Raw genomic sequence first — 26,732 nt, 5'->3', positions numbered from 1 at the left:
AAAGGGAAATCGACCGGCCAGCGCTCAGGCCGCCGGCTGCCAGTCCAGCGCCCAAGCGCCCGATTGCCAGCGCTGCAGCCAAAGCAGGCCGATCAGGGTCTTGGCATCGGTCAAGCTGCCGTCGGCAGCCCAGGCTTCCAATTCGGCCGCGCTGTGGCTGACCAACTCCAGGAACTCGCCTTCGTCCAGATCTTGGTGCCCGGCCACTAGGCCGCGCGCAAAGAAGATCTCGATGCCTTCGTCGGAATAGGCAATGGCGTTGTGCAAAACACCGGCATGGGCCCATTCGCGCGCACGGTAGCCAGTCTCTTCCAGCAACTCGCGCTGCGCGCACCGCAAGGGCGCTTCGCCGGCATCGAGCTTGCCAGCGGGGAACTCCAACATCACCCGGCCCATGGGGTAGCGGAACTGGCGCTCCAGCAGCAAACGGCCGTCGTCCAGCAGAGGCACGATCATCACAGCGCCGGGGTGGCGGATGTACTCGCGGGTTGCGACTCGGCCATCGGGCAGGCGAACATGATCGCGCTGCACTTTGAGGAAATGGCCGTCGAAAACTTTTTCGCCTTGGACTAAGACCTCGCGCAGATGCGTGTCCTCAGCGTCAGGGCTAGCGCCCTGCCCTTCACCTGGCAACTCAGTCGCCATGACGACGGCGGCGCAGATAACACCACACAAAACCCGGGAAGCCCAGGGTGATGAAGAGGCAAAAGGCAGCGGCGTAAAACTCCCAGCCCTGCGGCTGACGCTGGCCCAAGCGTGCCTCGAGAGCAAAGCCCAGGGCCAGGCTCAAGCCCGCCATCAGCGCCAATTCCAGCAGGCGCCAGCCCACAGGCTTGCGCGCGTGGTCCGGGCCAAAGAAGAAAAAGATGCGTTCGGAGAAATAAGGCAGGTTGGCGGCCAGCACAGCAGCCGCCAACACCAGCCAGACGGCTGTGGTCTGATCCATCAGCGGGAGTTCAGGTCGCCAGCGTCTTCACGATGGCTTGCGCGCACCAGGCCATCAGGCCACCAGGCAGCAAACCGAAGACCAGCACGGCAGCGCCGTTCAACGACATCACCAAGCGGACATCGCCAGGGGCCGTCAGCGGTGCGCGGTCGGTGGGTTCGTCGAAGAACATGACCTTCACCACACGCAGGTAGTAGAAGGCACCGATCAGGGACACCACCACCGCAAACACGGCCAGGTAAAGATAGGCGGTCACATTGCTAGACACGAGAGCCTGCAGCACCGACAGCTTGGCGTAGAAACCAGCGGTAGGCGGAATGCCTGCGAGCGAGAACATAAAGATGCTCATCACAGCGGCATACCAGGGGCTGCGCTTGGCCAGGCCGGCCAGATCACGGATTTCCTCGGCCTCGTGCCCTTGGCGCGACATCAGCAAAATCATGCCGAAGCTGCCCAGCGTCGTCATCACATAGACGATGGCGTAGAACATCGCCGAGCTGTAGGCATTGGCGGCCGACAAGGTGTTGTCATTGACCACGCCCGAAGCCAGGCCCAGGAGCATGAAGCCCATCTGAGCGATGGTCGAGTAGGCCAACATGCGCTTCAGATTGGTCTGCGCAATCGCGGCCAAGTTACCGACCAGCAGGGACATGATGGACAAGACCACCAGCATCTGTTGCCAGTCGACGGCCAGACCGATCATGCCTTCCACCAGCAGGCGCACGGTGATGGCGAAAGCTGCCAGCTTAGGCGCGGCACCCAAGAGCAAGGTCACAGCCGTGGGCGAACCTTGGTAGATGTCAGGCACCCACATATGGAAAGGCGCGGCACCGAGCTTGAAAGCCAAGCCGGCAGTGACGAAGACCAGACCGAAGATCAGCACCGACTTGTTCGCTGCACCCGTGCTGATGACCTTGAAGACCTCAGGGATCGACAGCGAGCCGGTGGCGCCGTACATCATCGACAGACCGTAGAGCAAGAAGCCGCTGGCCAAAGCGCCGAGCACAAAGTACTTCATCGCAGCTTCGGTGGCGTTGGCATTATCGCGGCGCAGGGCCACCAGGGCATACAGCGACAAGCTCATCAACTCCAGGCCCAGATAGATGACCAGGAAGTTGTTGGCCGACAGCATCACGAAAATGCCCAGCAAGGAGAACAGCGTCAGGGTGAACAACTCACCCTTGAGCAGTTCGCGCGAGGCAGCGTAAGGCCGGGCGTAAACCAGCGTGACGATGGTGGCCACGCAGGCAAAGAAAGCCAGCAAATGCCCCATCGGGTCGGAAACCACCATGCCTTGCATGGCATAGACCGTGTCGCCGGCGCTGAAGTAAGACAGGTGCATGGTACCGACCACGGCCACCGTCAGCTGCGTCAGCCAGTAGGTCGGGCGGCGCTGGGAGTCAGTCACAAACAGATCCACGATGGCGATGACGCAGGTCATGACCAGGAGGATGATTTCGGGATAAACCGCGAGCCAGTTCATATTGTTCATTTGTTCTCGGCCCTTGATCAGTTAGCGCTGGCCGCCGAAGCGGCTGGCTCTGCCACGACATCAGCCGCTTCAACCACTTCTGCCGCTTCAGCAGCCGGCACAGCAATCAGCGTAGGCAGTTTGGAGGTGCCCACATGCTTGAGCAACTGGCTGACCGACTTGTCCATCACATCGGTGAAGGGCTTGGGATAGATACCCATGTACAGCACCGCAATCGCCAGCACAGCCATCATGCCGAACTCACGGGCATTGATGTCGGTCAGGTTCTTGACGTTGTCATTCGTGACCGGGCCGAAGTAGACGCGCTTGTACATCCACAGCGAGTAGGCCGCGCCGAAGATTAGCGCAGTCGAGGCAATCGCGCCAAGCCAGAAGCTGTACTTCACGGTACCCAGAATCACCATCCACTCACCGACGAAACCAGCGGTGGCAGGCAGGCCGCAATTGGCCATGGTGAAGAAAAGGGCGAAGGCTGCGAACTTGGGCATGGTGTTCACCACGCCGCCGTAGGCTGCAATTTCACGCGAGTGAACGCGGTCGTACAGCACGCCGATACTCAAGAACATGGCGCCCGACACAAAGCCGTGCGAGATCATTTGCACCAGGCCACCAGAAACACCCAGGTCGTTGAAGATGAAGAAGCCCAGGGTCACAAAACCCATGTGCGCGATGGACGAATAGGCCACCAGCTTCTTCATGTCTTGCTGCACCAGCGCAACCAGACCGATATAGACCACAGCGATCAGGGACATGGCGATGATCAGCCACGACCAGTGATGTGCAGCGTCCGGAGCGATCGGCAGCGAGAAGCGCAGGAAGCCATAAGCACCCAGCTTCAACATGATGGCAGCCAGCACCACCGAACCGCCCGTGGGCGCTTCAACGTGGGCGTCGGGCAACCAGGTGTGCACGGGCCACATCGGCACCTTGACCGAGAAGGCGGCCAAGAAGGCGAAGAACAACAGCGTCTGCGTGTGCATCGGCAGCGGCAGCTTGTGCCAAGTCTGGATGTCGAAGCTGCCAGCAGCTGCGAAATACAGATACAGCAGGGCGATCAGCATCAACAGCGAACCGGCGAGCGTGTAGAGGAAGAACTTGAATGCTGCGTAGACCCGGTTCGGGCCGCCCCAGACGCCGATGATGATGTACATCGGGATCAGCGTGGCTTCGAAGAAGACATAGAACAGCATGCCGTCCAGGGCAGAGAACACGCCGATCATCAGACCCGACAGCACCAGGAAGGCGCCCATGTACTGATTGACGCGCTTCTCGATCACTTCCCAAGCGGCCACCACCACAATCACGGTGATGAAGGCCGTCAGTGGCACGAACCACATCGAGATGCCGTCCACGCCCAGGTGGTAGCGGATATTGAAGCGTTCGATCCAGGGCTGGTTCTCGACGAACTGCATCGCAGCGCTGGCATTGTCGAAACCGCCGATCAGAGGCAAGGTCACAGCAAAGCTGATCAGTGCAGCCAGCAGCGCAAGCCAGCGCACGGCCTTGACCTGATCATCACGGCCCAGGGCCAGCAAAATCAGGCCGAAGGCGATGGGCAGGAAGATTGAAAGACTAAGCAACATATTTTTGTTCTCCGCCCCAGGTCACAGACCCAGACCCATCAGGGTCTTGAATTGAGGACCGATATAGGGCCACAGCTGCCAGGTCATCAAGCCAATGACACCCAACATCATCACCAAGGCATACCAGTACAGATGGCCGGTTTGCACGCGTCGCACCAGACCTGCCACGCCACCGACGGTGCGGGCCGAGCCATTGATGATGACACCGTCAATCAAGCCCACATCGCCGCCCTTCCAGAAGGCCAGGCCCAAGCCACGCGCGGCCTTGGCCAACACGTTCTCGTTGAACCAGTCCATGTAGTACTTGTTCTCCAGGATGTTGACCAGCGGACGCAGCACGCGGGACAGCGTCGCAGGGATGCTGGGAGCGACCATGTAGAACACATAAGCCGTGACCACACCACCCAAAGCCAACCAGAACGGCAGCGTCATCAAGCCATGGCTGGCCATTGCGGCAGCGCCGTGGAACTCAGACTTCAGCTCTTCCATCGCGTGATGCAGTTCGTGGTTGACCACGATGGCACCGTTGAAGAAGTCACCATGCAGCATCGGTCCGATGGTCAGGTAGCCGATCACCACCGAGGGGATCGCCAACAAGATCAGCGGTGCCGTCACCACCCATGGCGACTCGTGCGGCACGTGCGGCTCGTGATGACCATGGTCGTCATGGTGATCGTGCTCGCCCGGGAAAGGCTTGTGACGGAAGTTCTCCTTGCCGTGGAAGACCAGGAAGTACATCCGGAAGGAATAGAACGCTGTAACGAAGACACCTGCAGTCACCGCGAAGATCGCGAACTGTGCGCCCGGCAGATGGCTGGCGTGCACGGCTTCGATGATGCTGTCCTTGGAATAGAAACCAGAGAACAGCGGCGTGCCGATCAGTGCCAAGGAACCCAGCAAGGACGTGATCCAAGTGATGGGCATGTACTTGCGCAGGCCGCCCATATTGCGGATGTCCTGGTCATGGTGCATGCCGATGATCACCGAGCCAGCGCCGAGGAACAACAAAGCCTTGAAGAAGGCGTGCGTCATCAGGTGGAACACGGCAACCGAGTAGGCCGACACGCCCAGCGCCACGGTCATATAGCCCAGCTGCGACAAGGTCGAGTAAGCCACCACGCGCTTGATGTCGTTCTGGATAATGCCCATGAAGCCCATGAACAGCGCCGTGATCGAGCCAATCACCAGCACGAAGTTCAAGGCCGTGTCCGACAACTCGAACAAGGGGCTCATGCGCGAGACCATGAAGATGCCGGCCGTCACCATGGTGGCGGCGTGGATCAGCGCGGAGATAGGCGTCGGGCCTTCCATCGAGTCAGGCAGCCAGACGTGCAGAGGGAACTGCGCGCTCTTGCCCATGGCGCCAATGAACAAGCAGATGCAAGCCACCGACAACATCATCCAATCACTGCCCCACAGCGGCGCGGTGAAGGCGATTTGAGCCAGCTCGTCCTTCTTGGCGAACACTTCGCCGTAGTTCAGCGAACCGCTGTACGCGACCAGCAGGCCAATGCCCAGGATGAAGCCGAAGTCACCCACGCGGTTGACCAAGAAGGCCTTCATATTGGCGAAGATCGCGGTCGGCTTGGTGTACCAGAAACCGATCAGGAGATAACTCACCAGGCCCACGGCTTCCCAGCCGAAGAACAGCTGCAGCATATTGTTGCTCATCACCAGCATCAACATGCTGAAGGTGAACAGCGAGATATAGCTGAAGAAGCGCTGGTAGCCCGGATCCTCTTCCATATAGCCAATGGTGTAGATGTGCACCATCAGCGACACAAAGGTCACCACGCACATCATCATCGCCGTCAGGCTATCGACCAAAAAGCCGACTTCCATCTTCAGGCCACCCACCACCATCCACTCGTAAATGGTCTGGTTGAAATGCGCGCCGTCATTGACGACGGCATTGAGCGTCATCGCCGACAAGATGAAGGAGATCAGCACGCCGAGAATCGTCACGCTGTGGGCGCCACGGCGGCCCACTTGCTTGCCGAAGAAACCCGCGACCACGGCGCCGACCAGCGGTGCCAGCGGCACCGCCAGCAACATGTTTTGAGAAAGTTGTGCAGACATACAGCGATCAGCCCTTCAGCGAGTCGAGTTCATCGACATTGATGGTGGCGCGATTACGGAACAGCACGACCAGAATGGCCAGGCCGATCGCCGACTCGGCCGCCGCCACGGTCAGGATGAAGAACACGAAAACCTGACCCTGCATATCGCCCAGATAGTGCGAGAAGGCCACGAAATTCAGATTCACCGCCAGCAGCATCAATTCGATCGCCATCAAGAGCACGATCAAGTTCTTGCGGTTCATGAAGATGCCCACGACCGACAGGGCGAACAAAACCGCGCCCAGCGTCAGGAAATGGCCCAATGTAATTGCGGCACCCATCATGCAGCTCCCTTGCTGTTCTCGGCTGCTGCCGTTGCCTCAACGGCTGGCACTTCCACCGTCGGCGCCATCTTGACGATGCGCAGACGATCGCCCTTCTTCACCTTGACCTGGTCGCCAGGGTTCTGGCTACGCGAATCCTTGCGGCCACGCAGCGTCAGGGCAATGGCAGCAATGATGGCCACCAGCAGCAGGACGGCCGCAATTTCCAGCGGGTAGAGATATTGCGTGTAGATCGCGATGCCCAGCAGCTTGGTGTTACCCAGCTGCAAAGCCAGCGCGCTCGGTTCGGGCGCAGCGTTCAGGCGGAAGCCGCCCATCAGCACAGCGGCCATTTCCAGCGCCGCAAAGGCACCGACCAAACCGCCCAGGGGCAGATGTTTCCAGAAGCCTTGGCGGACCTTGTCGCTGTTGATGTCCAGCATCATCACGACGAACAAGAACAGCACCATGACAGCGCCGATATAGACCAGCACCAGCGTGATAGCCAGGAACTCGGCCTTCAACAGCATCCAGATACAGGCTGCATTGAAGAAGCCCAGAATCAGGAACAAGGCAGCGTGCACGGTGCTCGGCGCCGTGATCACACGGAAGGCCGAACCCAGCAGCACGGCCGAGAAGATGTAGAACAAAACGGTTGTGATATCCATGCGATTCCTGCAAGCAAACCACTAAGGCAAGACCTGACCCCAAGGATCAGGCCCGGGCTTCAGCGGTACTTGGCGTCGGCCTCCTTTTGGGCTGCGATCTCGGGTTCGAACTTGTCACCCACAGCCAGGAGCATGTCCTTGGTGAAGTACAGGTCGCCACGCTTTTCGCCGTGGTATTCGAAGATGCTGGTTTCAACGATCGAATCAACCGGGCAGCTCTCTTCGCAGAAGCCGCAAAAGATGCACTTGGTCAGATCGATGTCGTAGCGCGTGGTGCGGCGTGAACCGTCTTCGCGCACATCGGACTCAATCGTGATCGCCATTGCCGGGCAAACCGCTTCGCAGAGCTTGCAAGCAATGCAACGCTCTTCACCGTTTTCATAACGGCGCAGCGCATGCAAACCACGGAAACGCGGCGACAGCGGCGTCTTCTCTTCCGGGAATTGCACCGTGATGTTGCGGCTGAAGAAATGTCGACCCGTCAGGGCCAGGCCCTTGAACAGCTCGATGAGCAAAAAGCTCTTGAAGAAATTAATGGAGGAACTCACTGCAGACATGTTTGGCCTCAGCTCACTTCCAAATATTCATAGGAGACTGAATCCACAGGCCGATCACGACCAGCCAGACCAGAGTCACAGGGATGAAGATCTTCCAGCCCAGACGCATGATCTGGTCATAGCGGTAGCGCGGGAATGAGGCGCGCACCCACAGGAAGACAGTAACGACCAAGAAGGTCTTGATGCCAAGCCAGATCCAGCCTGGAATGAAATCCAGCGCCGCGAACGGTGACAGCCAGCCGCCCAAGAAGAGCGTGACGGTCAGGATGGATACCAAAATCATATTGGCGTACTCAGCCAAGAAGAACATGGCGAAGGACATGCCCGAGTACTCGACCATGTGGCCGGCCACGATTTCCGATTCACCTTCCACCACGTCAAAGGGGTGACGGTTAGTTTCTGCCAGACCCGAGATGAAGAACACCACGAAGATCGGCAGCAGAGGCAGCCAGTTCCAGGACAAGAAGCCCAGGCCCATATTGGCGAATGTGCCCTGCCCTTGCTGGACCACGATGGCGCTCATATTCATCGTGCCGCTGATCATCAGCACCACCACCAGGCAGAAGCCCATGGCGATTTCGTAACTGATCATTTGTGCGGAAGCACGCAGCGCGCCGAGGAAGGCGTACTTCGAGTTCGATGCCCAGCCGGCGATGATGACGCCGTAGACCTCGATCGAGGTGATCGCCATCAAGAGCAGCAGGCCGGCATTGACGTTGGCCAGCACCACATCGGGGCCAAAAGGGATCACGGCCCAAGCGGCCAGAGCCGGCATGATGGTCATGATCGGGCCCAGGAAGAACAGGCCCTTATTGGCCGCCGTGGGGCGGATGATTTCCTTGAAGATCAGCTTGACCGCATCGGCGATGGGGGTCAGCAAACCGTAGGGACCGACGCGGTTTGGGCCGGGACGAATCTGCGTCCAGCCAATGGCCTTGCGTTCCCACAAAGTCAGGTAGGCCACACAGACCATCAACGGTGCCACCACCGCGATGATCTTGATCAGCGCCCAGACGACGGGCCAAGCGCCGCCGAGCAAGCCAGCGCCAGATTGGTAGAGGGTTTCAATCATTGCTGTTATTACCTCAGGCCTTGGTCACATTCAGGCTGCCGAAGGCAGAGCCCAGGGCCGCTGTTTCGGGCAGGCCGGCAGGCACGCGCACCACATTGGCAGGCAGCTTGGCGTCGAGCTTGGCGGGCAGTTGCACGGTGCCGGCATCGTCCTGGCTGACGCGCACTTGGTCGCCCACGCTCAGGCCAAGCTGTGTCCACAAGCCTTGAGGCAAAGTGGCAACGGCGGCTTCGCGGGCATCACTGCTGAGCTGCAGCGAGCTGGCGTTACGGACCAGCGCATCGGTCGCGTAAATCGGCAGATCGGCCAGACGTTCCAGTGCGGCAGATTGAGCTGCACCAGCGTGAACCACAGCGCTACCGCTATTGTTCAGGCGGGCCGACAGGTCCAGATCAACACCGAGTGCCTCGGCACGAACCTGTTCCGAGCTCTCTTGCTGGAAGCCATTCAGGGCCAACAAATTGCCCAGCACGCGCAGAATCTTCCAGCCCGGACGGGTCTCGCCCAAGGGCTTGGCCACGCCGACAAAGCTTTGGGCGCGGCCCTCGGCATTGACGAAGGTGCCCGAAGTTTCGGTGAACGGCGCGGTAGGCAGCAAAACGTCGGCGTAGTCCAGACCGGTCTTGAACGGGCTCATCACAACGACCATGTCGATGGCGGCCAATGCCTTTGCCGCAGCAGCCGGGTTGGCAGCATCGAGCACCGGATCGGTGTTCAGCAGCAGCAAGCCCTTCAGCGGCGAGCCGGCTGACAGCATCTGAGCGGCGTTCAAACCACCGTTGACTGCTTGAGCGCCAACCAGTTGCGCACCCACCGTATTCGCAGCGGCAGTGAGATAACCCACGGTGGCGCCGGTTTGTGCGCCGATCCAGTTGGCCAAGCTCAACAGGCTAGCGGCCTGCGGATGTTGCGCAGCGGCATTACCCAGCAGAATCGCTTTGCGTTGACCCGACAGCAGCGAGGCGGCAATGGCTTGCGCTTCGGCGCTGGCCGAACCAGCCGCTGGTGCTGCCACGCCGTTGGCAGCGGCCACGGCAGCCGCCACATCGGCCAAGGTTTGCACCCAGGCGCTCGGCGCCACGGTGGCACGGGCGCGCACCGGCATCAGCCAGTCGTCCGCATTGGCGTGAATGCTGCTGACCTGCGCGCCGCGGCGAGCGGCTTGGCGCAGGCGCTGTGCAAACAGCGGATGATCCTTGCGCAGCGACGAGCCGATCACCAGCGCGCGGTCCAATTCGGACAGCGAAGCGACCGAGCGGCCCAGCCAATGGGCTTGACCGGCAGGTGCGGCATTGCTGAAGTCAGCTTGGCGCAGGCGGTGATCAATGTTCTCGCTACCCAGGCCACGCACCAGGGCGGCCAGCAGATGTAGTTCTTCAACCGTGCTGTGCGCGGAAGCCAGGGCACCGACGCCATTGGCACCATGCTCGGCCTTGATGACCTTGATGCCGTTGGCGATGTATTCCAGCGCAGTCGTCCAGTCAACCGTCTTCCAAGCCCCGCCCTGCTTGATCATCGGCTGGGTCAGGCGTTGGTCGCTATTCAGCGCTTCGTAGGAGAAGCGGTCGCGGTCGGCGATCCAGCATTCGTTCACCGCGTCGTTTTCCAGCGGCACCACACGCATGACCTGGTTGTTCTTGACCTGAACGATCAAGTTGGCACCGGTCGAATCGTGCGGGCTGACGCTCTTGCGACGCGCCAACTCCCAAGTGCGGGCGCTGTAGCGGAAGGGCTTGCTAGTCAGCGCGCCGACCGGGCAGATGTCGATCATATTGCCCGACAACTCCGAGTCAACCGTGCGGCCGACAAAGGTCTGGATCTCGGCATGCTCACCGCGGTGGGCCATGCCCAACTCCATCACGCCGGCGATTTCTTGGCCGAAGCGCACGCAGCGGGTGCAGTGAATGCAGCGGCTCATTTCCTGCATGGAAATCAGCGGGCCGACATTCTTCTGGAACACCACACGCTTTTCTTCGGTGTAGCGCGACTTGCTGGCACCGTAGCCCACGGCCAAGTCTTGCAACTGGCACTCACCGCCTTGGTCGCAAATCGGGCAATCCAGTGGGTGGTTGATGAGCAAAAACTCCATCACGCCTTGCTGGGCCTTCAGAGCCTTGTCGCTCTTGGTGCGCACGATCATGCCTTGCGTGACCGGCGTGGCGCAGGCAGGCATGGGCTTGGGCGCCTTCTCCACGTCCACCAAGCACATACGGCAGTTGGCAGCGATGGAGAGCTTCTTGTGATAGCAAAAATGCGGGATGTAGGTACCGGCCTTTTCAGCGGCATGCATGACCATGCTGCCTTCCTGGACCTCTACCTTCTGGCCGTCGAGTTCGATTTCAATCATTGCTTGTTCGTCCTGTCCTGCTGCTTCAGACCGCGGCCGGCACGAGAGGCGTCTTGTGTTCGATCAAGTGAACGAACTCGTGTTTGAAGTTCTTGATCATCGCCCGCACCGGCATCGCGGCGGCATCACCCAGGGCGCAAATCGTGCGGCCTTGAATGTTGTCGGCCACCGAATTGAGCAGGTCGATGTCTTCTGGCTTGCCATGGCCGTTGGCGATGCGCTCGACCACACGGTGCATCCAGCCCGTGCCTTCGCGGCAAGGCGTGCACTGGCCACAGCTTTCGTGGGCGTAGAAGTAGCTCAGGCGCAGCAGGCTCTTGACCATGCAACGCGAATCGTCCATCACGATCACGGCGCCAGAACCCAGCATGGAGCCGGCCTTGGCGATCGAGTCGTAGTCCATGGTGCAGTTCATCATCACCTCAGCGGTCAAGACCGGCGAGGAGGAACCACCAGGAATCACGGCCTTCAGCGTGCGACCCTTGCGCACGCCGCCCGCCAGTTCCAGCAGCTTGGAGAAAGGCGTGCCCAGCGGAATCTCATAGTTGCCGGGGCGCTCAACGTCACCCGACACCGAGAACAACTTGGTGCCACCGTTATTGGGCTTACCGATTTCCAGATAGGCCTGGCCGCTGTTGCGGATGATCCATGGCACAGCGGCAAAGGTTTCGGTGTTGTTGATGGTCGTCGGGCGGCCATACAAACCGAAGCTGGCCGGGAACGGCGGCTTGAAGCGCGGTTGGCCCTTCTTGCCTTCGAGCGATTCCAACAGTGCCGTTTCTTCGCCGCAGATGTAGGCGCCGAAACCGTGGAAGGCGTGCAACTGAAAGCTGAAGCCCGAACTGAGGATGTTGTCACCCAGGAAACCGGCTGCACGAGCCTCCTCAAGCGCTTCTTCGAAACGGTCATAGACCTCGAAGATTTCGCCGTGGATGTAGTTGTAGCCGGTCTTGATGCCCATGGCGAAGGCGGCAATGATCATGCCTTCGATGACGATGTGCGGGTTGAACATCAAGATGTCGCGGTCCTTGCAAGTACCCGGCTCGCCCTCGTCGGAGTTGCACACCAGGTACTTGTCGCCAGGGAACTGGCGCGGCATGAAGCTCCACTTCAGGCCGGTGGGGAAACCCGCGCCACCGCGGCCGCGCAGGCCAGAGCCCTTGACCTCGGCAATCACCTGGTCTTGCGTCAGCGGTGTACCTTCGGGCGCGCCCTCGCCTTTGAGAATCTTGCGCAGCGCGGCATAGCCGCCACGGGCGACGTAATCCTGCAAACGCCAGTTCTTGCCGTCCAGGCCGGCATAAATCTGCGCGCCGATGTGGCGATCATGGAAACAGGTCTCTTGACCCGTGGACTGAAATTTGGAGAGATCCAGCATGCTTGTTCTTTCCACCGGTCAGTTCTTGGCAGCGTGAGCTTTGAGCACGTCCACCAACTCGTCCAGCCGCTCATGGCTCATGAAGCTGCACATCTGGCGGTCATTGACCAGCATCACCGGTGAGTCGGCGCAAGCACCCAGGCACTCGCTCTTTTGCACGGTGAACAGGCCGTCGGCGGTCGTGCCGCCCTCTTCCACACCGAGCTTTTCGCACAGGTGGTTGAGTGCCTTTTGACCGTCGCGCAACTGGCAAGGCAAGTTGGTGCAGACGTTCAACTTGAACTGACCCAGCTTGCGCTGGTTGTACATGTTGTAGAAGGTCGTGACCTCGTAGACAGCGATGGGCGGCATGCCCAGATATTCGGCAATGGCGTCTTCGCTCGCGCGCGAGACAAAGCCGATTTCCTGCTGCACGATGGCCAGGCAGGCCATCACGGCCGAAGACTTTTGCTCGGCCGGGTATTTGGCGACTTCGCGGGCAAAGCGCGCGGCCGTGGCCTCGCTCAATTGATAGGTTTCAGTACTCATCATCGTTTTTCGCTGGTTGCCTCAACGATCAATCTCGCCGAACACGATGTCCATGGTGCCGATGATGGCCACCGCGTCCGCAATCATGTGGCCACGCCCCATCTCGTCCAGCGCAGCCAGATGCGAGAAGCCAGGCGCGCGGATCTTCAGGCGGTAAGGCTTGTTGGCGCCGTCGCTGACCATATAGATGCCGAACTCACCCTTGGGGTGTTCCACCGCAGCATAGGCCTCGCCTTCGGGCACATGGAAACCTTCGGTGAAGAGCTTGAAATGGTGGATCAACTCCTCCATATTCGACTTCATATCCACGCGCGATGGCGGCGCCACCTTGTGGTTATCAGTGATCACCGGGCCGGGATTGGCACGCAGCCAAGCCACGCATTGCTGGATGATGCGATTGCTCTGGCGCATTTCTTCAACGCGCACCAGATAGCGGTCGTAGGTGTCGCCGTTGGTACCGACCGGCACATCGAAGTCCATTTGCGCGTAAGCGTCGTAGGGCTGCTTCTTGCGCAAGTCCCAGGCAATGCCCGAGCCACGCAGCATTGGACCCGAGAAGCCCAGATTCAGTGCACGCTCAGGCGTCACGACGCCAATGCCCACGGTGCGCTGCTTCCAGATGCGGTTATCGGTCAGCAGGGTTTCATAGTCGTCAACGTTCTTCGGGAAGCGCTTGCAGAAGTCTTCGATGAAGTCCAGCAGCGAGCCCGAGCGGTTCTCGTTCAAACGCGCAATCGCCTTGGCGTTCTTGATCTTGCTGACCTTGTATTGCGGCATGCTGTCCGGCAGGTCGCGGTAAACGCCGCCCGGACGGAAGTAGGCTGCGTGCATGCGCGCACCCGACACTGCTTCGTACATATCGAACAGATCTTCCCGCTCGCGGAAGCAGTAGATCAGGATGTTCATCGCGCCGCAGTCGATGCCATGCGCGCCCAACCACAGCAGGTGGTTGAGCAAGCGGGTGATCTCGGCGAACATCACGCGGATGTACTGCGCGCGCAGGGGCACTTCCAGGCCCATCATCTTCTCGATGGCCAGGCAGTAAGCCTGCTCATTGGCCATCATGGAAACGTAATCCAGTCGGTCCATATAAGGCAGCGACTGGATATAGGTCTTGCTTTCGGCCAACTTCTCGGTGGCGCGGTGCAGCAGGCCGATGTGCGGGTCAGCGCGTTGGATGACTTCACCGTCCAGCTCAAGCACCAGACGCAGCACGCCGTGCGCAGCCGGGTGCTGGGGACCGAAGTTCAGCGTGTAGTTTTTGATTTCGGCCATAGCTCAAATACCGCCGTAGTTTTCTTCGCGGATGATGCGCGGCGTGATCTCACGCGGCTCAATCGACACGGGTTGATAGACCACGCGCTTGGTCTCTGCGTCGTAACGCATTTCGACATGGCCCGAGGTCGGGAAGTCCTTGCGCATCGGGTGGCCGATGAAGCCATAGTCGGTCAGGATGCGACGCAGATCTTCGTGGCCATCAAAGATGATGCCGAACAGATCAAAGGCTTCGCGTTCAAACCAGTTGGCCGCATTCCAGATGGGCGTCAGCGCAGCCACGCAGGGGAAGCTGTCGTCGGGGCAGAACACCTTCAACCGCAGACGCCAATTCTTGTTGATCGACATCAGGTGGCTCACCACCGCATAGCGCTGACCTTCGTAAGCGCCATCTTTGTAGGCACTGAAGTCCAGGCCGCAGAGGTCGATCAATTGCTCGAAGCGCAGTTCCGAGTGGTCGCGCAGGATCTTCGCCACCGCCAGATAGTCTGCGGCAGCGACCTGCAAGGTGACCTCGTCGAACTCGGTCTTGAGGTTTTGAATCTTCCCGCCAAGCGCTGACTCCAGGGCCAGCTTCAGGGTGTCAAGTTTGCTCATCAGTTCAGACCCTTGGCGTCAACGTGCAATGGTGTTTTCGCGGCGAATCTTGGCTTGCAGCTGCAAGATGCCGTACAGCAGGGCTTCCGCGGTGGGCGGGCAGCCAGGCACATAGACGTCGACCGGCACGATGCGGTCGCAACCACGCACGACCGAGTAGCTGTAGTGGTAGTAGCCACCGCCATTGGCACAGGAACCCATCGAGAGCACCCAGCGCGGCTCAGCCATCTGGTCGTAAACACGGCGCAGGGCCGGCGCCATCTTGTTGCACAGCGTGCCGGCCACGATCATCAAATCGCTCTGCCGTGGGCTGGGACGGAACAACATGCCGAAGCGGTCGATGTCATAACGGGCTGCACCCGCGTGCATCATCTCCACCGCACAGCAGGCCAGACCGAAGGTCATGGGCCACAGAGAACCGGTCTTGGACCAGTTGATGAGCTTGTCGACCGAAGTGGTGACAAAGCCTTCTTTCAATACGCCTTCAATACCCATTGCAAGCTTCCAATCGTTCGGGCCGCGCCGGGCCAACCCATCGGCCAGCCGCCAGGCTGGCAGTCCCTCAAGGAGTCACCCGACACTGGGGTCGGGCGAGGGGCATTATTTCATTCCCAATCCAGGGCGCCTTTTTTCCACTCGTAGATAAAGCCTACGACCAGAATACCCAGGAAAATCATCATCGCCCAGAAACCTGCCGAGCCAATTTCCTTCAGCGTCACCGCCCAGGGAAACAGGAAAGCAATTTCCAGGTCAAACAAAATGAACAAAATGGCCACGAGGTAGTAGCGCACGTCGAACTTCATTCGCGCGTCTTCAAAGGCCTCAAAGCCACATTCGTAGGGGGAGTTTTTCGCCGCATCAGGGCGATTGGGGCCGAACAGAAAGCCGAGCACCTGAGGCGCCACGCCGACGCCCGCGCCGACCAGGATGAAGAGGATGACGGGTAGGTACTGATCCAAGTTCATGGGTGACGCTCTCTCAGAACTGCTTCAGGCCTCCAAGCCCTCCACAGCGATTTCCACAAAAGCAACGGGCGCGCCGCCAGCGAATTCTTTCGCCTACGGACTGCGCCCGCCTGATCCCCTGCTTATTTGCCCGAAAGATATTTCGAACAACTCCGCTTCGGGGCGCTTTGGCCAATATTCCACGGGCTCCAACCCTTGGATACTAACCGATGTATCTGGTGCCGTCGGCGAGACTCGAACTCGCACAGCTTTCGCCACTACCCCCTCAAGATAGCGTGTCTACCAATTTCACCACGACGGCTATATTCAAATTTCTTGGCCTGAACCAAGTAAAGACTAACTAGAGTTGCGTGAGGAGTTGCTATCTAGTCAGCCTCGAATTCTATACCGAAAATTTCACGCCTTTAGCGAACTCAAGACAAATTCTGCTTTTTTGACGCGCAATGTTCGGGGTCCTGCGTCGCTCACAAGACACAGCTTGCGAGCGACGCCTTCACCGAATTACTTCGAGGCAGAGGGAGCAGGCGTGTCCACCGCAACAGGTGCGGCGCCAGGGATGGCAGCAGCGCCGGAAGCAGCCGGCGCAGCGGGCGCTGCCTTGTCAAGAATCGTCTCGGTCGTCGAAGCACCGCTACGGCTATTGGACATATAGGCCAGGCCCAGGGTGCAGACAAAAAACACCGTGGCGCAAACAGCTGTGCTGCGCGACAAGAAGTTGGCGCTGCCCGTGGCGCCAAACAAGCTGCCGGAGGCGCCGCTGCCGAAGGACGCACCCATATCGGCGCCCTTGCCATGCTGAACCAGTACCAGGCCAATCATTACCAGGGCGCTCAGCAACTGCACCACTAACACCAAATTCATCCAGAATTGCATCTCAAAAGCTCCAAAAATCTCAGGCAAAAAAACAAATCGATTGCGATCAAGCTGCCGCGCGGCAGATCACGCTGAAGTCGCCAGCCTTCAAGGCGGCGCCACCAATCAAACCACCATCAATGTCAGGCATGGCGAACAGCTGGGCCGCGTTATCCGGCTTGACGCTACCGCCATACAGAATGCGCATCGCGTCAGCCTTCTGCGTGGCCGCCTGCAATTGCATGCGCAACACGGCATGCACAGACTGCGCCTGCTCCGGGCTGGCCGTCAGGCCCGTGCCGATTGCCCACACCGGCTCATAAGCCAGCACGATTTCACCGATGCAATGCGTCAAGGTGTGAATCACCGCAGCCAGTTGGCGCTTGACCACGACCTCGGTTTGACCCGCCTCACGCTCAGCCAAGGTTTCGCCAACGCACACAATGGGCGTCACGCCATGCGCCAGCGCAGCCTTGGCCTTATCGGCCACCAGCTGATCGCTTTCAGCATGAAAGGCGCGGCGCTCTGAATGGCCAACGATGACATAGCGGCAGCCCAAATCAGCCAACATGGCCGATGACACTTCACCCGTGAAAGCGCCCTGCTCATGTGCCGAGCAATCTTGCGCACCAAAGGCAATGGCCTGACCCGTCAAGGCCAGGGCCGTTTCAGTGATGTAGGGAAACGGCACGCAAACCGCCACATCGGCGCTCCACGGCCCCGCCTCGCGCAAGCCCGCCAACAAGGCGGCATTGCTGGCGCGATTGCCATGCATCTTCCAATTTCCGACCACCAGTTTCTTACGCATACTCAAATCTCACTCCCTACCCCAGCTCAGGACAATCTTGCCCACGTGCTCGCCAGACTCCATCAAGGCATGCGCGGCCGCCGCTTCATCACCCGACAACTCACGGTAAATCACCGGCTTGATCTGGCGCGCCGCCAACTTGGGCCAAACGCGCTCGCGCAACTGCGCGCCAATACCTGCCTTGAAGGCGAGCGAACGCGGCCTCAGGGTTGATCCGCTGATGGTCAAACGCCGCCGCAACACCGCACCGGCATCAAAGCGAGCATCCAAGCCACCTTGCACTGCAATGATGACCATGCGGCCATCGTCGGCCAGGCACTGCACGCCACGCTCGACGTAGGACCCAGCCACCATATCCAAAATCACATCGACGCCGCGCCCCGCCGTGGCGGCCTTGACCTCAACCACAAAGTCCTGGGACTTGTAGTTGATGGCCACGTCCGCCCCTAATTGCAGGCAGGCCGCAGCCTTGTCTTCGCTACCGACGGTGACGATGACCTTGGCCCCAAAGGCCTTGGCCAACTGAATCGCCGTCACGCCAATACCGCTGCTGCCACCATGCACCAGCAGCGTCTCGCCAGCCTTCAGGCCCGCCCGCTCGAACACATTCGACCAAACGGTGAAAAAGGTCTCCGGCAGGCTCGCCGCCTCGGCCATGGTCCAGCCAGCAGGCACCGGCAGGCATTGCGCCAAGGGCGCCGTGCAAAGCTCGGCGTAGCCGCCACCCGCCACCAGGGCGCAGACAGCGTCCCCAAGCTTCAAGCCAGCCGCAGCCAACTCTGCCGCATCACCCGACACAATGCGCCCCGCCACTTCCAGGCCCGGCAAATCGCTAGCCCCGGGAGGTGGCGGATAGGCACCCTTGCGCTGCAACACGTCAGGGCGGTTGATGCCGTAAGCCTCAACAGCGATCAGGCACTCACCCACACCCGCCACGGGATCCGGCCGCTCGACGAGCTGCAGAACCTCGGGGCCGCCGGTTTGGCTAATAGCAATGGCTTTCATGCCTGATCCTGTACCAAGAACTTACTGCTGAGCTTCTGCGTCAGCAGCAGGTGCGACAGGCGCCGCGTCACGGTCGATCAAGGCCTTCATCGACAGCTTGATGCGACCCTTCTCGTCGGTTTCCATGACCTTGACCTTGACGATCTGGCCTTCCTTGAGGAAGTCGGTCACCTTCTCGACGCGCTGGTGAGCGATCTGGCTGATGTGCAGCAGACCGTCCTTGCCAGGCAGCAGATTCACGAGTGCACCGAAGTCCAAGATCTTGGTGATCGGGCCTTCGTAGACCTTGCCGATTTCGACTTCAGCGGTGATCTCTTCGATGCACTTCTTGGCGTGCTCAGCCTTGTCAGCATCGGTCGAAGCGATGGTGATGGTGCCGTCTTCGCCGATGTCGATGGTGGTGCCGGTTTCTTCGGTCAGCGCACGGATGGTGGCGCCGCCCTTGCCGATCACGTCACGGATCTTCTCGGGGTTGATCTTCATGGTGTACAGACGCGGCGCGAATTGCGACACCTCGGTATTGGCCGTGCCCATGGCTTCCACCATCTTGCCCAGGATGTGCAGACGGGCTTCTTTGGCTTGCGCCAAAGCGACCTGCATGATTTCCTTGGTGATGCCCTGGATCTTGATGTCCATCTGCAGAGCAGTGATACCACCGGTCGTGCCAGCCACCTTGAAGTCCATGTCGCCCAGGTGATCTTCGTCACCCAGGATGTCGGTCAGCACGGCGAAACGGTTGCCGTCCTTGATCAAGCCCATGGCGATACCGGCCACGTGAGCCTTCATCGGCACACCAGCGTCCATCAAAGCCAGGCAGCCGCCGCAGACCGAAGCCATCGACGAGGAGCCATTGGACTCGGTGATCTCCGACACCACACGCATGGTGTAGGGGAAGTCTTCCTTGTTCGGCAGCGCGGCGATCAGCGCGCGCTTGGCCAGACGGCCGTGGCCGATTTCGCGGCGCTTCGGGCTGCCCACGCGGCCGGTTTCGCCGGTGGCGAAAGGAGGCATGTTGTAGTGCAGCATGAAGCGGTCTTCGAACTCGCCAGCCAGCGCGTCGATGCGCTGTGCGTCACGGTCGGTGCCCAAAGTCGCAACGACCAGAGCTTGCGTTTCGCCACGGGTGAACAGGGCCGAGCCGTGCGTGCGGGGCAGCAGGCTGTTGCGGATTTCGATCGGGCGCACGGTGCGGGTGTCGCGGCCGTCAATGCGGGGCTCGCCGGCCAGGATCTGACCACGCACGATGCGGGCTTCGATCTCGAACAGCAGGCTTTCCACCTCGACCTTGTCGAACTCAATGCCATCAGCCTTCAGGCCGGCGAACACATTGGCCGTGACGGCGCGGCAAGCCTGAGTGCGAGCTTGCTTGTTGCGGATTTGATAGGCAGCAACCAGGGCTTCATCGGCCAGAGCGCCAACCTTGGCGATCAGCGGCTCGTTCTTGGCAGGCGCAGTCCAGTTCCAGCTCGGCTTGCCAGCGTCGCGCACCAACTCGTTGATGGCGGCGATGGCCACATTGCCTTGCTCATGACCGAAGACCACAGCGCCCAACATGATTTCTTCCGACAGGCCATCGGCCTCGGATTCCACCATCAGCACGGCGGCTTGCGTACCCGCCACAACCAGGTCCATCTTGCTGTTGATCAGCTCGGTCTTGCCGGGGTTGAGGATGTACTCGCCATTCACATAGCCCACGCGCGCAGCGCCGATGGGGCCATTGAAAGGAATGCCAGACACGGCCAGCGCGGCGCTCGACGCGATCAAGGCGGCGATGTCGGCTTGCACCTCAGGATTCAAGGACAGAACGTGCACGACGACCTGAACTTCGTTGTAGAAGCCTTCCGGGAACAGCGGGCGGATCGGGCGGTCGATCAGGCGGCTGGTCAGGGTCTCCAACTCGCTGGGGCGGCCTTCACGCTTGAAGAAGCTGCCAGGGATCTTGCCGGCGGCGTAGGTCTTTTCCAGATAGTCAACGGTCAGCGGGAAGAAATCCTGGCCGGCCTTGGCTTCGGTCTTGGCGACCACAGTGGCCAGAACGACGGTGCCTTCGATATCAACGACGACGGCGCCGCTGGACTGACGGGCGATTTCGCCGGTTTCCATGGTGACGGCGTGGTTGCCCCACTGGAAGCTCTTGGTGACTTTATTGAACAAACCCATGTATCTCTCCTTTATGCCTGTAGCCCGCACATGCGGCGCTCCAGGCTATTTGCCAAGGCGGCTTGTCGGCCCGCCTCAAAACCGGGAGTGAGTCTGGGTTTGGCGGGATGCCATTCCAGTGCGTCTGAGCAACTCAGCAGTTGCAGAAGCGTTGGAATGACACAGCAGCGCCACGTCAGCTCAACTCCAAACAATCAAACTCTCAACGGATAAAAAACAAAGAGCCTGTGCAGGTGCAATACCCAGACAGGCTCTGTTGTTTCACGCGTTGTTCACGCGTTCATTACTTACGCAGACCCAGCTTCTGAATCAGGTCGGTGTAACGCACTGCGTCCTTGGACTTCAGGTAGGCCAGCAGGCTCTTACGAGTGTTGACCATCTTCAGCAAACCACGACGGCTGTGGTGATCCTTCATGTTTGCTTTGAAGTGAGGCATCAGCGCGTTGATGCGAGCGGTCAGCAGAGCCACTTGGACTTCCGGCGAGCCGGTGTCGTTGGCGCTACGGGCGTTCGACTTGACGATGTCTGCTTTGTTGATATCGGCGACTGACATGTTTCCGTTCCTAGATATCGGAAGCCGCCGGGCTGCGCGAATCGCAGCACACAAACGGTTTCCAGGTTTTTGACTTGCGGCCAAGGGTGAAACCGACCCTTGCCGTGCTCTTTCAGCGACTTCAACTACTTGGCAATTGCTTGGTCAGCACTATTCGTCGCTACTTGCTTTGCCACACCAGGCGAACCTGACGCAACAAAACCCGCTGATTATAGACCAGATTCATCCGCGCTCCAAGGTCGTGCCGGGCAGCCCACGCAGTTGGAGACGCTTGCCGCACTTCCAAGCTAGGGTTTGAAGAAATTTTTTGGGCTTGAATCAGCGCCGGGCAGGCCAATTTGGCAAAGCATGGGACGGCAACGCAGCCACACGCAAACCCGGCAGCCAGCGTCCCTCCACCTTGACACCCTCAGGAGCCCCGCATGTTTGTTCTGCCCATCAACACCCTGTCCCGCCACTCGCAACGCCATTCGCAGCACCAGGCCAGCGAGTTCTCGCGCCGCTTGGAGAGCATGTTTCACGCCGATGCCGACCAGGCCATGACCTTGCGCAGCCCTGCTCTGGATGTGAGTGAAACCGCGACCGCCTACACCTTGCAGCTGGACATGCCCGGCGTCAGCAAAGAGGCGATCAAGATCAGCATCGAGGGCCGCCGCGTCAGCATTGATGCCGAGCAGGCCAAGCCCGCCCCAGCCCCGACCAATGCAGACGCAAGCCAGCCGCCTGCTCCCGCCGCCCAGTTGCTCTACCGCGAACGGGCCCTGACCCGATACTCGCGCAGCGTCAGCCTGCCGCAGGAAGTCAATCAGGCCGACTCGAATGCCAAACTGGAAAACGGCGTGCTGACCCTGACTCTGGTGAAGCGCCAGGCCGCCGGCGCCAGCCATCTGACGGTCAGCTGATCGCCCCCAAGGGCCATCGCGGCTTGATCTCGAAAGCGCCGGCACCCTGCCCCGTCGGCGGCAAGATGGCCATGCCGCGCTGCAAGCGCATGGCCGCGGCCATGGCGATCATGGCGCCGTTGTCGGTGCACAGGCTCAACTCGGGGTAGTGCACCCGCACGCCGCGTTTGGCGCAAGCCGCATTGAGCTGCTCGCGCAGCACGCTGTTGGCGCCCACGCCACCCGCCACGACCAAGCGCTTGAGCCCCGACATCTTCAGAGCCAGCATGGATTTTTTGACCAGCACTTCGACGATGGCAGCCTGCGTCGCGGCGGCCAAATCGGCTTTTTGCTGATCAGTCGGCGCCTCGCCCAAGCGTTTGACCTGGGTGAGTACCGCGGTTTTCAAACCCGCAAAGCTGAAATCAGGCTTGCCACTGTGCAACAGAGGGCGCGGCAGCTCAAAGGCCGTGGCATCGCCGAACAGCGCCAACTTGGCGAGATGCGGGCCGCCGGGATAAGGCAAGCCCAAAAGCTTGGCGCTCTTGTCGAAAGCCTCACCGGCCGCATCATCAATCGTTTCGCCGAGGATCTCGTACTGGCCGACCTCGGCAACTCGCATCAGCTGGGTGTGCCCACCCGAGACCAGCAAGGCCACAAAAGGGAATTCGGGCGCGTCGGCCGACAAAAAGGGCGACAGCAAATGGCCCTCCAGATGATGGATGCCCAGGGTCGGCTTTTCCAGCGCTGCCGCCAGCGACACCGCCACACCCGCGCCCACCAGCAAGGCGCCGGCAAGACCTGGCCCCTGGGTGTAGGCGATCAGATCCACATCCGCCAAGGCGATGCCTGCCCCAGCCAAGACCTCGCGGGTCAGCGGGATGACCCGGCGAATGTGATCGCGCGAGGCCAATTCGGGCACCACGCCGCCGTAGGCTTGGTGCATGCTGATCTGGCTGTGCAAGGCCTGGGCCAACAACTGCGGCGCTTCAGCCGAACCCGGCGCAGGCACCCGCACCAAGGCCACGCCTGTTTCATCGCATGAGGATTCGAAACCGAGAACCAACATGGCGACGCGAACTCAGTGGTTTTCTTTGGCGTGATTGATCGAGTACTTCGGGATCTCGATCGTCACATCCTGCTGGCCCAGAATCGCCTGGCAACTCAGGCGTGAGTCAGGCTCCAGACCCCAGGCGCGGTCCAGCATGTCTTCCTCAGACTCTTCCATCTCGGACAGCGAGCGCATGCCCGCCCGCACGATGACGTGACAAGTGGTGCAGGCGCTGACCATATCGCAGGCGTGCTCGATGGCGATCTTGTTGTCCAGCAAGGCCTCGCAGATCGAGGTGCCGGCGGGTGCGCTGACCGTGGTGCCCTCGGGGCAGTATTCGGCGTGAGGCAGGATTTTGATGATAGGCATGGTGCGTGGCCGTCCGACTAAATTTGTTCGATGCTGCGGCCGGTCAAGGCCTTGTGGATGCCGCGGTTCATGCGCGCGGCGGCGAAGGCTTCGGTGCCATCGGCCAGGGCCTTGACGGCCGCGTCGATGGCGTCAGCATCCTCGCCTTGCGCCGTATCGGCCAGGGTCTGCTGCAAGGCGGCCAAATCGGCGCGCTCGGTCGCGCTGAGCAAGTCACCATCGGCCGCCAGGGCCGATTGGGTGGCCAGAATCATGCGCTCGGCCTCAACCCGCGCCTCACGCAATTTGCGTGCAGTCATATCGGTCTCAGCACTGGCGAAGCCGTCTTTGAGCATTTGGGCGATGGCATCATCAGACAAGCCATAGCTGGGCTTGACCGTGATGGCCGCCTCCACGCCTGAGACCATTTCCTTGGCCGAGACACTCAGCAAACCATCCGCGTCGACCTGGAAGGTCACCCGGATACGCGCAGCACCCGCCACCATCGGCGGAATGCCGCGCAGCTCGAAGCGCGCCAAGGAGCGGCACTCGCTGACCAATTCGCGCTCACCCTGCAGCACATGCAGAGCCAAGGCGGTTTGCCCATCTTTGAAAGTGGTGAAGTCTTGCGCCTGGGCCACGGGGATGGTGGCATTGCGCTCGATGATGCGCTCCACCAGGCCGCCCATGGTTTCCAGACCCAGCGAGAGCGGAATCACGTCCAACAGCAAGATCTCGCCATCGGCCGCATTGCCGGCCAGCTGATTGGCCTGAATGGCGGCGCCCTGCGCCACCACCTCGTCGGGGTTCAGATTAATCAGAACCTCGCGGCCAAACAAACCACTCACCGCAGTGCGCACGCAAGGCATGCGGGTGGAACCGCCCACCATCACCGTGCCCTGCACCTCGTCGGCCTTGACCTTGGCGTCACGCAAAACACGCCGCACGGCTGCCAGGGTCTTGGCCAGCAAGGGCTGAGCCAATTCATCAAACTGCGCGCGGCTAACGGCAACATTCAACGCGCCGATGTCCAGCGTGGCTTGCACTTGCGCCTGATCCTGGCTGGACAGCAATTCTTTGGCGGCGCGCGCCGCCACCAGCACGGCACGCTTGTCATGCGCCGTTTCCGGCGCCAGGCCGGCTTGAGCCAAGGCCCAGTCGGCCAGCAGGCGATCAAAATCATCGCCACCCAGGGCTGCATCGCCGCCGGTGGCCACCACCTCAAACACGCCCCGGCTCAGACGCAGAAGCGAGATGTCAAAGGTGCCGCCGCCCAGGTCGTAAACCGCATAAAGCCCTTCGCTTGCATTGTCCAGGCCATAGGCGATAGCAGCGGCAGTGGGCTCATTGATCAAGCGCAGCACGTTCAGGCCGGCCATCTGAGCCGCATCCTTGGTGGCTTGACGTTGGGCGTCGTCGAAATAGGCCGGCACGGTGATGACGGCACCGAACACATCGTCGGCAAAAGTGTCTTCAGCGCGGAATCGCAGCGTGGCCAGAATCTCGGCCGAAATCTCCACCGGCGATTTGGCGCCGTGGCGAGTGTTCAGCGACACCATGCCAGGCGTGTCTTCAAAGCGGTAAGGCAGCTTGCCCGCTTCGGCAATATCCGCCAGGCGCCGTCCCATGAAGCGCTTGACCGAGACCACCGTGTTTTCGGGATCTTCGGCCTGCGCCGCCAGGGCTTGGGCGCCGATTTGGCGGCGGCCTTCGTCCAAATAGCGTACCGCCGAGGGCAGAATCACCGCGCCCTGCTCGTCCGGCAAGCACTCGGCCACGCCGTGGCGCACGGCAGCCACCAAGGAATGCGTGGTACCCAGGTCAATGCCCACGGCAATGCGCCGCTCATGCGGATTGGGCGATTGGCCGGGTTCGGAAATTTGCAAAAGTGCCATGTTTTTATTGTCCTAGGGCGTCTAGCCGGCGGTCGATATCGGCGCGGAAACGGTTGATGAACATCAACGCACGCACTTGCTCGGCGGCCGCGGCCGCATCATTTTTTTCGTCCAGCAACTGCTGGACCGTGTTCAAAATGGCGGCCTCGCGCTGGGCCACCTCGGCATCAATGGCTTGCACCTCGGCCTCGCCGCTGGCTTCATCCAAGCCTTCACGCCAAGCCATCTGCTCCATCAAAAACGCCGCCGGCATGCGGGTATTGCTTTCAGCCTGCAGAGGCACGCCGCGCAACTCGCACAGATAGGCCGCGCGCTTGAGCGGGTCGCGCAAGCGCTGCTGCGCTTCATTGACCCGCATTGCCCATTGCATGGCCAGGCGCTGCGCAGCCGCGCCCTCGGCCACGAACTTGTCGGGATGCACCTTGGCCTGCAGCGCTTTCCAGCGGGCGTCGATATCGGCGCGGTCCTGGGCCTGCTGCTGCGGCAGGCCGAACAAGCTGAAATCGTCGTCGCTGAGTTGCATGAGTGGGAGGCTGCGTTGAAGTTCAGAAGTCATTAAAAAGGCGCGGACACCAGGCCGCGCCTCTACACAAGGAGCGGCACTTTACACGCGGAAGGACTCACCGCAGCCGCAGCGATCTTTCTCGCGCGGATTGCGGAACTTGAATCCTTCGTTGAGGCCTTCGCGAACGAAATCGAGCTCGGTGCCTTCCAAATAGGGCAGGCTTTTGGGGTCGATCAGAATCTTCACGCCGTGACCTTCAAACACCACATCCTCGTCCGCCACTGCGTCGGCGTACTCGAGTTTGTAGGCCAAGCCGGAGCAACCGGTGGTCTTCACGCCCAGGCGCACACCCACACCGCTGCCGCGTTTGGCGATGTAACGCGTCACGTGGCGGGCCGCCGCTTCGGTCAAGGTCACTGACATGCAGACTCCTTCTTCTTGTTTTTTACTCAGTCGCCCGAGGGCTTACTGCGCTGCCGCGCCGTGCTTGGCGCGATAGTCATCCACGGCCGCCTTGATGGCGTCTTCGGCCAAGATGGAGCAGTGGATCTTGACCGGCGGCAGAGCCAGCTCTTCGGCGATTTGCGTGTTCTTGATGTCCAAAGCCTGGTCCAGGGACTTGCCCTTGACCCATTCCGTGACCAGCGAGCTCGAGGCAATCGCCGAACCGCAGCCATAGGTCTTGAACTTGGCGTCTTCGATCAAACCGGTGACCGGGTTGACCTTGATCTGCAACTTCATCACATCGCCGCAGGCCGGCGCGCCGACCATGCCGGTGCCAACCGTGTCGTCGCCCTTTTCAAAAGCGCCGACGTTGCGGGGGTTTTCGTAGTGGTCAACAACCTTGTCGCTGTAAGCCATGATGTTCTCCTAGTAGTTGGCA

27 protein-coding genes, 1 tRNA gene and 1 pseudogene are annotated in these 26,732 nt (G+C 60.5%); 1 reads left to right on the top strand and 28 read right to left on the bottom strand.

The features are described from left to right. Window positions 1–24 precede the first annotated feature (24 nt). From AT984_RS07735 to rpsO, 22 genes and pseudogenes are all read right to left on the bottom strand, one after another. Window positions 25–645: an NUDIX domain-containing protein gene (locus tag AT984_RS07735; RefSeq protein ID WP_058719601.1), complete on the bottom strand. Its 621-nt coding sequence runs from the start codon at window positions 643–645 to the stop codon at window positions 25–27. After that, entirely contained in the window at window positions 635–946 is a 312-nt protein-coding gene (locus AT984_RS07730; RefSeq protein WP_058719600.1) for a DUF2818 family protein, read from the bottom strand. The genes AT984_RS07735 and AT984_RS07730 overlap by 11 nt, the downstream gene beginning before the upstream one ends. A 10-nt stretch (window positions 947–956) precedes the next feature. Next, window positions 957–2,438, bottom strand: coding sequence for an NADH-quinone oxidoreductase subunit NuoN (nuoN, locus tag AT984_RS07725; RefSeq protein WP_058719599.1), 1,482 nt, complete (start codon window positions 2,436–2,438; stop codon window positions 957–959). Window positions 2,439–2,554: 116 nt separating this feature from the next. Next, window positions 2,555–4,021: pseudogene (locus AT984_RS07720) on the bottom strand (NADH-quinone oxidoreductase subunit M); the annotation flags it as partial. Between the two features lie 21 nt (window positions 4,022–4,042). Beyond that, entirely contained in the window at window positions 4,043–6,100 is a 2,058-nt protein-coding gene (gene nuoL, locus AT984_RS07715; protein ID WP_058719598.1) for an NADH-quinone oxidoreductase subunit L, read from the bottom strand. A gap of 7 nt (window positions 6,101–6,107) precedes the next feature. Further along, window positions 6,108–6,422 carry an NADH-quinone oxidoreductase subunit NuoK gene (gene nuoK / locus AT984_RS07710; RefSeq protein ID WP_156421931.1) on the bottom strand — a complete coding sequence of 105 codons (315 nt, stop codon included), beginning with the start codon at window positions 6,420–6,422 and terminating at the stop codon, window positions 6,108–6,110. After that, window positions 6,422–7,072 (bottom strand): NADH-quinone oxidoreductase subunit J, encoded by a 651-nt coding sequence (locus AT984_RS07705; RefSeq protein ID WP_058719596.1) that lies wholly within the window; start codon window positions 7,070–7,072, stop codon window positions 6,422–6,424. Before AT984_RS07705 ends, nuoK begins: the two co-directional genes overlap by 1 nt. A 59-nt stretch (window positions 7,073–7,131) precedes the next feature. Then, complete coding sequence (gene nuoI / locus AT984_RS07700; RefSeq protein ID WP_058719595.1) at window positions 7,132–7,629, bottom strand: NADH-quinone oxidoreductase subunit NuoI; 498 nt, start codon at window positions 7,627–7,629, stop codon at window positions 7,132–7,134. A 13-nt stretch (window positions 7,630–7,642) separates the two neighbouring features. Next, complete coding sequence (nuoH, locus tag AT984_RS07695; protein WP_058719594.1) at window positions 7,643–8,701, bottom strand: NADH-quinone oxidoreductase subunit NuoH; 1,059 nt, start codon at window positions 8,699–8,701, stop codon at window positions 7,643–7,645. A gap of 13 nt (window positions 8,702–8,714) precedes the next feature. Further along, window positions 8,715–11,048 carry an NADH-quinone oxidoreductase subunit NuoG gene (gene nuoG / locus AT984_RS07690; protein ID WP_058719593.1) on the bottom strand — a complete coding sequence of 778 codons (2,334 nt, stop codon included), beginning with the start codon at window positions 11,046–11,048 and terminating at the stop codon, window positions 8,715–8,717. A gap of 25 nt (window positions 11,049–11,073) precedes the next feature. Then, complete coding sequence (nuoF, locus tag AT984_RS07685; protein ID WP_058719592.1) at window positions 11,074–12,426, bottom strand: NADH-quinone oxidoreductase subunit NuoF; 1,353 nt, start codon at window positions 12,424–12,426, stop codon at window positions 11,074–11,076. A gap of 18 nt (window positions 12,427–12,444) precedes the next feature. Beyond that, window positions 12,445–12,954, bottom strand: a complete 510-nt coding sequence (locus tag AT984_RS07680) for an NADH-quinone oxidoreductase subunit NuoE family protein (RefSeq protein ID WP_058722162.1) — start codon at window positions 12,952–12,954, stop codon at window positions 12,445–12,447. Between the two features lie 21 nt (window positions 12,955–12,975). After that, window positions 12,976–14,229, bottom strand: coding sequence for an NADH-quinone oxidoreductase subunit D (locus AT984_RS07675; protein WP_058719591.1), 1,254 nt, complete (start codon window positions 14,227–14,229; stop codon window positions 12,976–12,978). A gap of 3 nt (window positions 14,230–14,232) precedes the next feature. Beyond that, window positions 14,233–14,826 (bottom strand): NADH-quinone oxidoreductase subunit C, encoded by a 594-nt coding sequence (locus AT984_RS07670; protein WP_197418273.1) that lies wholly within the window; start codon window positions 14,824–14,826, stop codon window positions 14,233–14,235. 18 nt (window positions 14,827–14,844) lie between these two features. Continuing rightward, window positions 14,845–15,321: a NuoB/complex I 20 kDa subunit family protein gene (locus AT984_RS07665; protein ID WP_058719589.1), complete on the bottom strand. Its 477-nt coding sequence runs from the start codon at window positions 15,319–15,321 to the stop codon at window positions 14,845–14,847. A gap of 110 nt (window positions 15,322–15,431) precedes the next feature. Then, a complete protein-coding gene (locus tag AT984_RS07660; RefSeq protein ID WP_058719588.1) occupies window positions 15,432–15,791 on the bottom strand; it encodes an NADH-quinone oxidoreductase subunit A in 360 nt (119 codons plus the stop codon). Window positions 15,792–16,007: 216 nt separating this feature from the next. Next, a tRNA-Leu gene (locus AT984_RS07655) sits at window positions 16,008–16,092 on the bottom strand. A gap of 200 nt (window positions 16,093–16,292) precedes the next feature. Beyond that, window positions 16,293–16,664, bottom strand: a complete 372-nt coding sequence (secG, locus tag AT984_RS07650) for a preprotein translocase subunit SecG (protein ID WP_058719587.1) — start codon at window positions 16,662–16,664, stop codon at window positions 16,293–16,295. Between the two features lie 46 nt (window positions 16,665–16,710). Continuing rightward, window positions 16,711–17,451 carry a triose-phosphate isomerase gene (gene tpiA, locus AT984_RS07645; RefSeq protein WP_058719586.1) on the bottom strand — a complete coding sequence of 247 codons (741 nt, stop codon included), beginning with the start codon at window positions 17,449–17,451 and terminating at the stop codon, window positions 16,711–16,713. A gap of 9 nt (window positions 17,452–17,460) precedes the next feature. Next, window positions 17,461–18,456: an NAD(P)H-quinone oxidoreductase gene (locus AT984_RS07640; protein ID WP_058719585.1), complete on the bottom strand. Its 996-nt coding sequence runs from the start codon at window positions 18,454–18,456 to the stop codon at window positions 17,461–17,463. 21 nt (window positions 18,457–18,477) lie between these two features. Next, window positions 18,478–20,616 carry a polyribonucleotide nucleotidyltransferase gene (gene pnp, locus AT984_RS07635; RefSeq protein WP_058719584.1) on the bottom strand — a complete coding sequence of 713 codons (2,139 nt, stop codon included), beginning with the start codon at window positions 20,614–20,616 and terminating at the stop codon, window positions 18,478–18,480. Window positions 20,617–20,899: 283 nt separating this feature from the next. Next, the gene (rpsO, locus tag AT984_RS07630; protein WP_058719583.1) at window positions 20,900–21,169 is read right to left on the bottom strand and encodes a 30S ribosomal protein S15; all 270 of its coding nucleotides are present in this window, start codon (window positions 21,167–21,169) and stop codon (window positions 20,900–20,902) included. Between the two features lie 422 nt (window positions 21,170–21,591). On the opposite strand from rpsO, the gene AT984_RS07625 reads away from it, so the two are divergent. Beyond that, entirely contained in the window at window positions 21,592–22,071 is a 480-nt protein-coding gene (locus AT984_RS07625) for an Hsp20/alpha crystallin family protein (RefSeq protein ID WP_058719582.1), read from the top strand. Here AT984_RS07625 and tsaD read toward each other — a convergent pair. The 6 genes from tsaD to iscU form a co-directional block, all read right to left on the bottom strand. Further along, window positions 22,064–23,119 (bottom strand): tRNA (adenosine(37)-N6)-threonylcarbamoyltransferase complex transferase subunit TsaD, encoded by a 1,056-nt coding sequence (gene tsaD / locus AT984_RS07620; protein ID WP_058719581.1) that lies wholly within the window; start codon window positions 23,117–23,119, stop codon window positions 22,064–22,066. The genes AT984_RS07625 and tsaD overlap by 8 nt on opposite strands. A 12-nt stretch (window positions 23,120–23,131) precedes the next feature. Beyond that, complete coding sequence (fdx, locus tag AT984_RS07615; RefSeq protein ID WP_058719580.1) at window positions 23,132–23,470, bottom strand: ISC system 2Fe-2S type ferredoxin; 339 nt, start codon at window positions 23,468–23,470, stop codon at window positions 23,132–23,134. 17 nt (window positions 23,471–23,487) lie between these two features. Then, window positions 23,488–25,344: a Fe-S protein assembly chaperone HscA gene (gene hscA, locus AT984_RS07610; RefSeq protein WP_058719579.1), complete on the bottom strand. Its 1,857-nt coding sequence runs from the start codon at window positions 25,342–25,344 to the stop codon at window positions 23,488–23,490. Window positions 25,345–25,348: 4 nt separating this feature from the next. After that, window positions 25,349–25,867, bottom strand: a complete 519-nt coding sequence (gene hscB / locus AT984_RS07605) for a Fe-S protein assembly co-chaperone HscB (protein ID WP_058719578.1) — start codon at window positions 25,865–25,867, stop codon at window positions 25,349–25,351. A gap of 81 nt (window positions 25,868–25,948) precedes the next feature. Then, on the bottom strand, window positions 25,949–26,272 hold the full coding sequence (gene iscA / locus AT984_RS07600; protein ID WP_058719577.1) for an iron-sulfur cluster assembly protein IscA: 324 nt from the start codon (window positions 26,270–26,272) through the stop codon (window positions 25,949–25,951). Window positions 26,273–26,314: 42 nt separating this feature from the next. Further along, complete coding sequence (iscU, locus tag AT984_RS07595; RefSeq protein ID WP_058719576.1) at window positions 26,315–26,710, bottom strand: Fe-S cluster assembly scaffold IscU; 396 nt, start codon at window positions 26,708–26,710, stop codon at window positions 26,315–26,317. Window positions 26,711–26,732 lie beyond the last annotated feature (22 nt).

It is taken from the genome of Paucibacter sp. KCTC 42545, from assembly GCF_001477625.1.
In the GTDB taxonomy this organism is placed as follows: Bacteria; Pseudomonadota; Gammaproteobacteria; order Burkholderiales; family Burkholderiaceae_C; genus Paucibacter_A.
The sequence above is the reverse complement of the archived record's forward strand: the minus strand, read 5'-3'. Positions and strand labels throughout refer to the sequence as shown.

Excerpts from the sequence above, each read along its gene's own strand:
- nuoN (WP_058719599.1), bottom strand. The coding sequence starts at position 2,438 with ATGAACAATATGAACTGGCTCGCGGTTTATCCCGAAATCATCCTCCTG.
- nuoH (WP_058719594.1), bottom strand. The coding sequence starts at position 8,701 with ATGATTGAAACCCTCTACCAATCTGGCGCTGGCTTGCTCGGCGGCGCT.
- nuoG (WP_058719593.1), bottom strand. The coding sequence starts at position 11,048 with ATGATTGAAATCGAACTCGACGGCCAGAAGGTAGAGGTCCAGGAAGGC.
- fdx (WP_058719580.1), bottom strand. The coding sequence starts at position 23,470 with ATGCCTATCATCAAAATCCTGCCTCACGCCGAATACTGCCCCGAGGGC.
- AT984_RS07625 (WP_058719582.1), top strand. The coding sequence starts at position 21,592 with ATGTTTGTTCTGCCCATCAACACCCTGTCCCGCCACTCGCAACGCCAT.
- AT984_RS07675 (WP_058719591.1), bottom strand. The coding sequence starts at position 14,229 with ATGGCCGAAATCAAAAACTACACGCTGAACTTCGGTCCCCAGCACCCG.
- AT984_RS07665 (WP_058719589.1), bottom strand. The coding sequence starts at position 15,321 with ATGGGTATTGAAGGCGTATTGAAAGAAGGCTTTGTCACCACTTCGGTC.
- nuoL (WP_058719598.1), bottom strand. The coding sequence starts at position 6,100 with ATGTCTGCACAACTTTCTCAAAACATGTTGCTGGCGGTGCCGCTGGCA.
- hscA (WP_058719579.1), bottom strand. The coding sequence starts at position 25,344 with ATGGCACTTTTGCAAATTTCCGAACCCGGCCAATCGCCCAATCCGCAT.
- AT984_RS07705 (WP_058719596.1), bottom strand. The coding sequence starts at position 7,072 with ATGGATATCACAACCGTTTTGTTCTACATCTTCTCGGCCGTGCTGCTG.
- nuoK (WP_156421931.1), bottom strand. The coding sequence starts at position 6,422 with ATGGGTGCCGCAATTACATTGGGCCATTTCCTGACGCTGGGCGCGGTT.
- nuoF (WP_058719592.1), bottom strand. The coding sequence starts at position 12,426 with ATGCTGGATCTCTCCAAATTTCAGTCCACGGGTCAAGAGACCTGTTTC.
- AT984_RS07730 (WP_058719600.1), bottom strand. The coding sequence starts at position 946 with ATGGATCAGACCACAGCCGTCTGGCTGGTGTTGGCGGCTGCTGTGCTG.
- AT984_RS07680 (WP_058722162.1), bottom strand. The coding sequence starts at position 12,954 with ATGAGTACTGAAACCTATCAATTGAGCGAGGCCACGGCCGCGCGCTTT.
- iscA (WP_058719577.1), bottom strand. The coding sequence starts at position 26,272 with ATGTCAGTGACCTTGACCGAAGCGGCGGCCCGCCACGTGACGCGTTAC.
- AT984_RS07640 (WP_058719585.1), bottom strand. The coding sequence starts at position 18,456 with ATGAAAGCCATTGCTATTAGCCAAACCGGCGGCCCCGAGGTTCTGCAG.
- hscB (WP_058719578.1), bottom strand. The coding sequence starts at position 25,867 with ATGCAACTCAGCGACGACGATTTCAGCTTGTTCGGCCTGCCGCAGCAG.
- AT984_RS07735 (WP_058719601.1), bottom strand. The coding sequence starts at position 645 with ATGGCGACTGAGTTGCCAGGTGAAGGGCAGGGCGCTAGCCCTGACGCT.
- tsaD (WP_058719581.1), bottom strand. The coding sequence starts at position 23,119 with ATGTTGGTTCTCGGTTTCGAATCCTCATGCGATGAAACAGGCGTGGCC.
- nuoI (WP_058719595.1), bottom strand. The coding sequence starts at position 7,629 with ATGTCTGCAGTGAGTTCCTCCATTAATTTCTTCAAGAGCTTTTTGCTC.
- tpiA (WP_058719586.1), bottom strand. The coding sequence starts at position 17,451 with ATGCGTAAGAAACTGGTGGTCGGAAATTGGAAGATGCATGGCAATCGC.
- rpsO (WP_058719583.1), bottom strand. The coding sequence starts at position 21,169 with ATGTCAGTCGCCGATATCAACAAAGCAGACATCGTCAAGTCGAACGCC.
- AT984_RS07660 (WP_058719588.1), bottom strand. The coding sequence starts at position 15,791 with ATGAACTTGGATCAGTACCTACCCGTCATCCTCTTCATCCTGGTCGGC.
- secG (WP_058719587.1), bottom strand. The coding sequence starts at position 16,664 with ATGCAATTCTGGATGAATTTGGTGTTAGTGGTGCAGTTGCTGAGCGCC.
- AT984_RS07670 (WP_197418273.1), bottom strand. The coding sequence starts at position 14,826 with ATGAGCAAACTTGACACCCTGAAGCTGGCCCTGGAGTCAGCGCTTGGC.
- iscU (WP_058719576.1), bottom strand. The coding sequence starts at position 26,710 with ATGGCTTACAGCGACAAGGTTGTTGACCACTACGAAAACCCCCGCAAC.
- pnp (WP_058719584.1), bottom strand. The coding sequence starts at position 20,616 with ATGGGTTTGTTCAATAAAGTCACCAAGAGCTTCCAGTGGGGCAACCAC.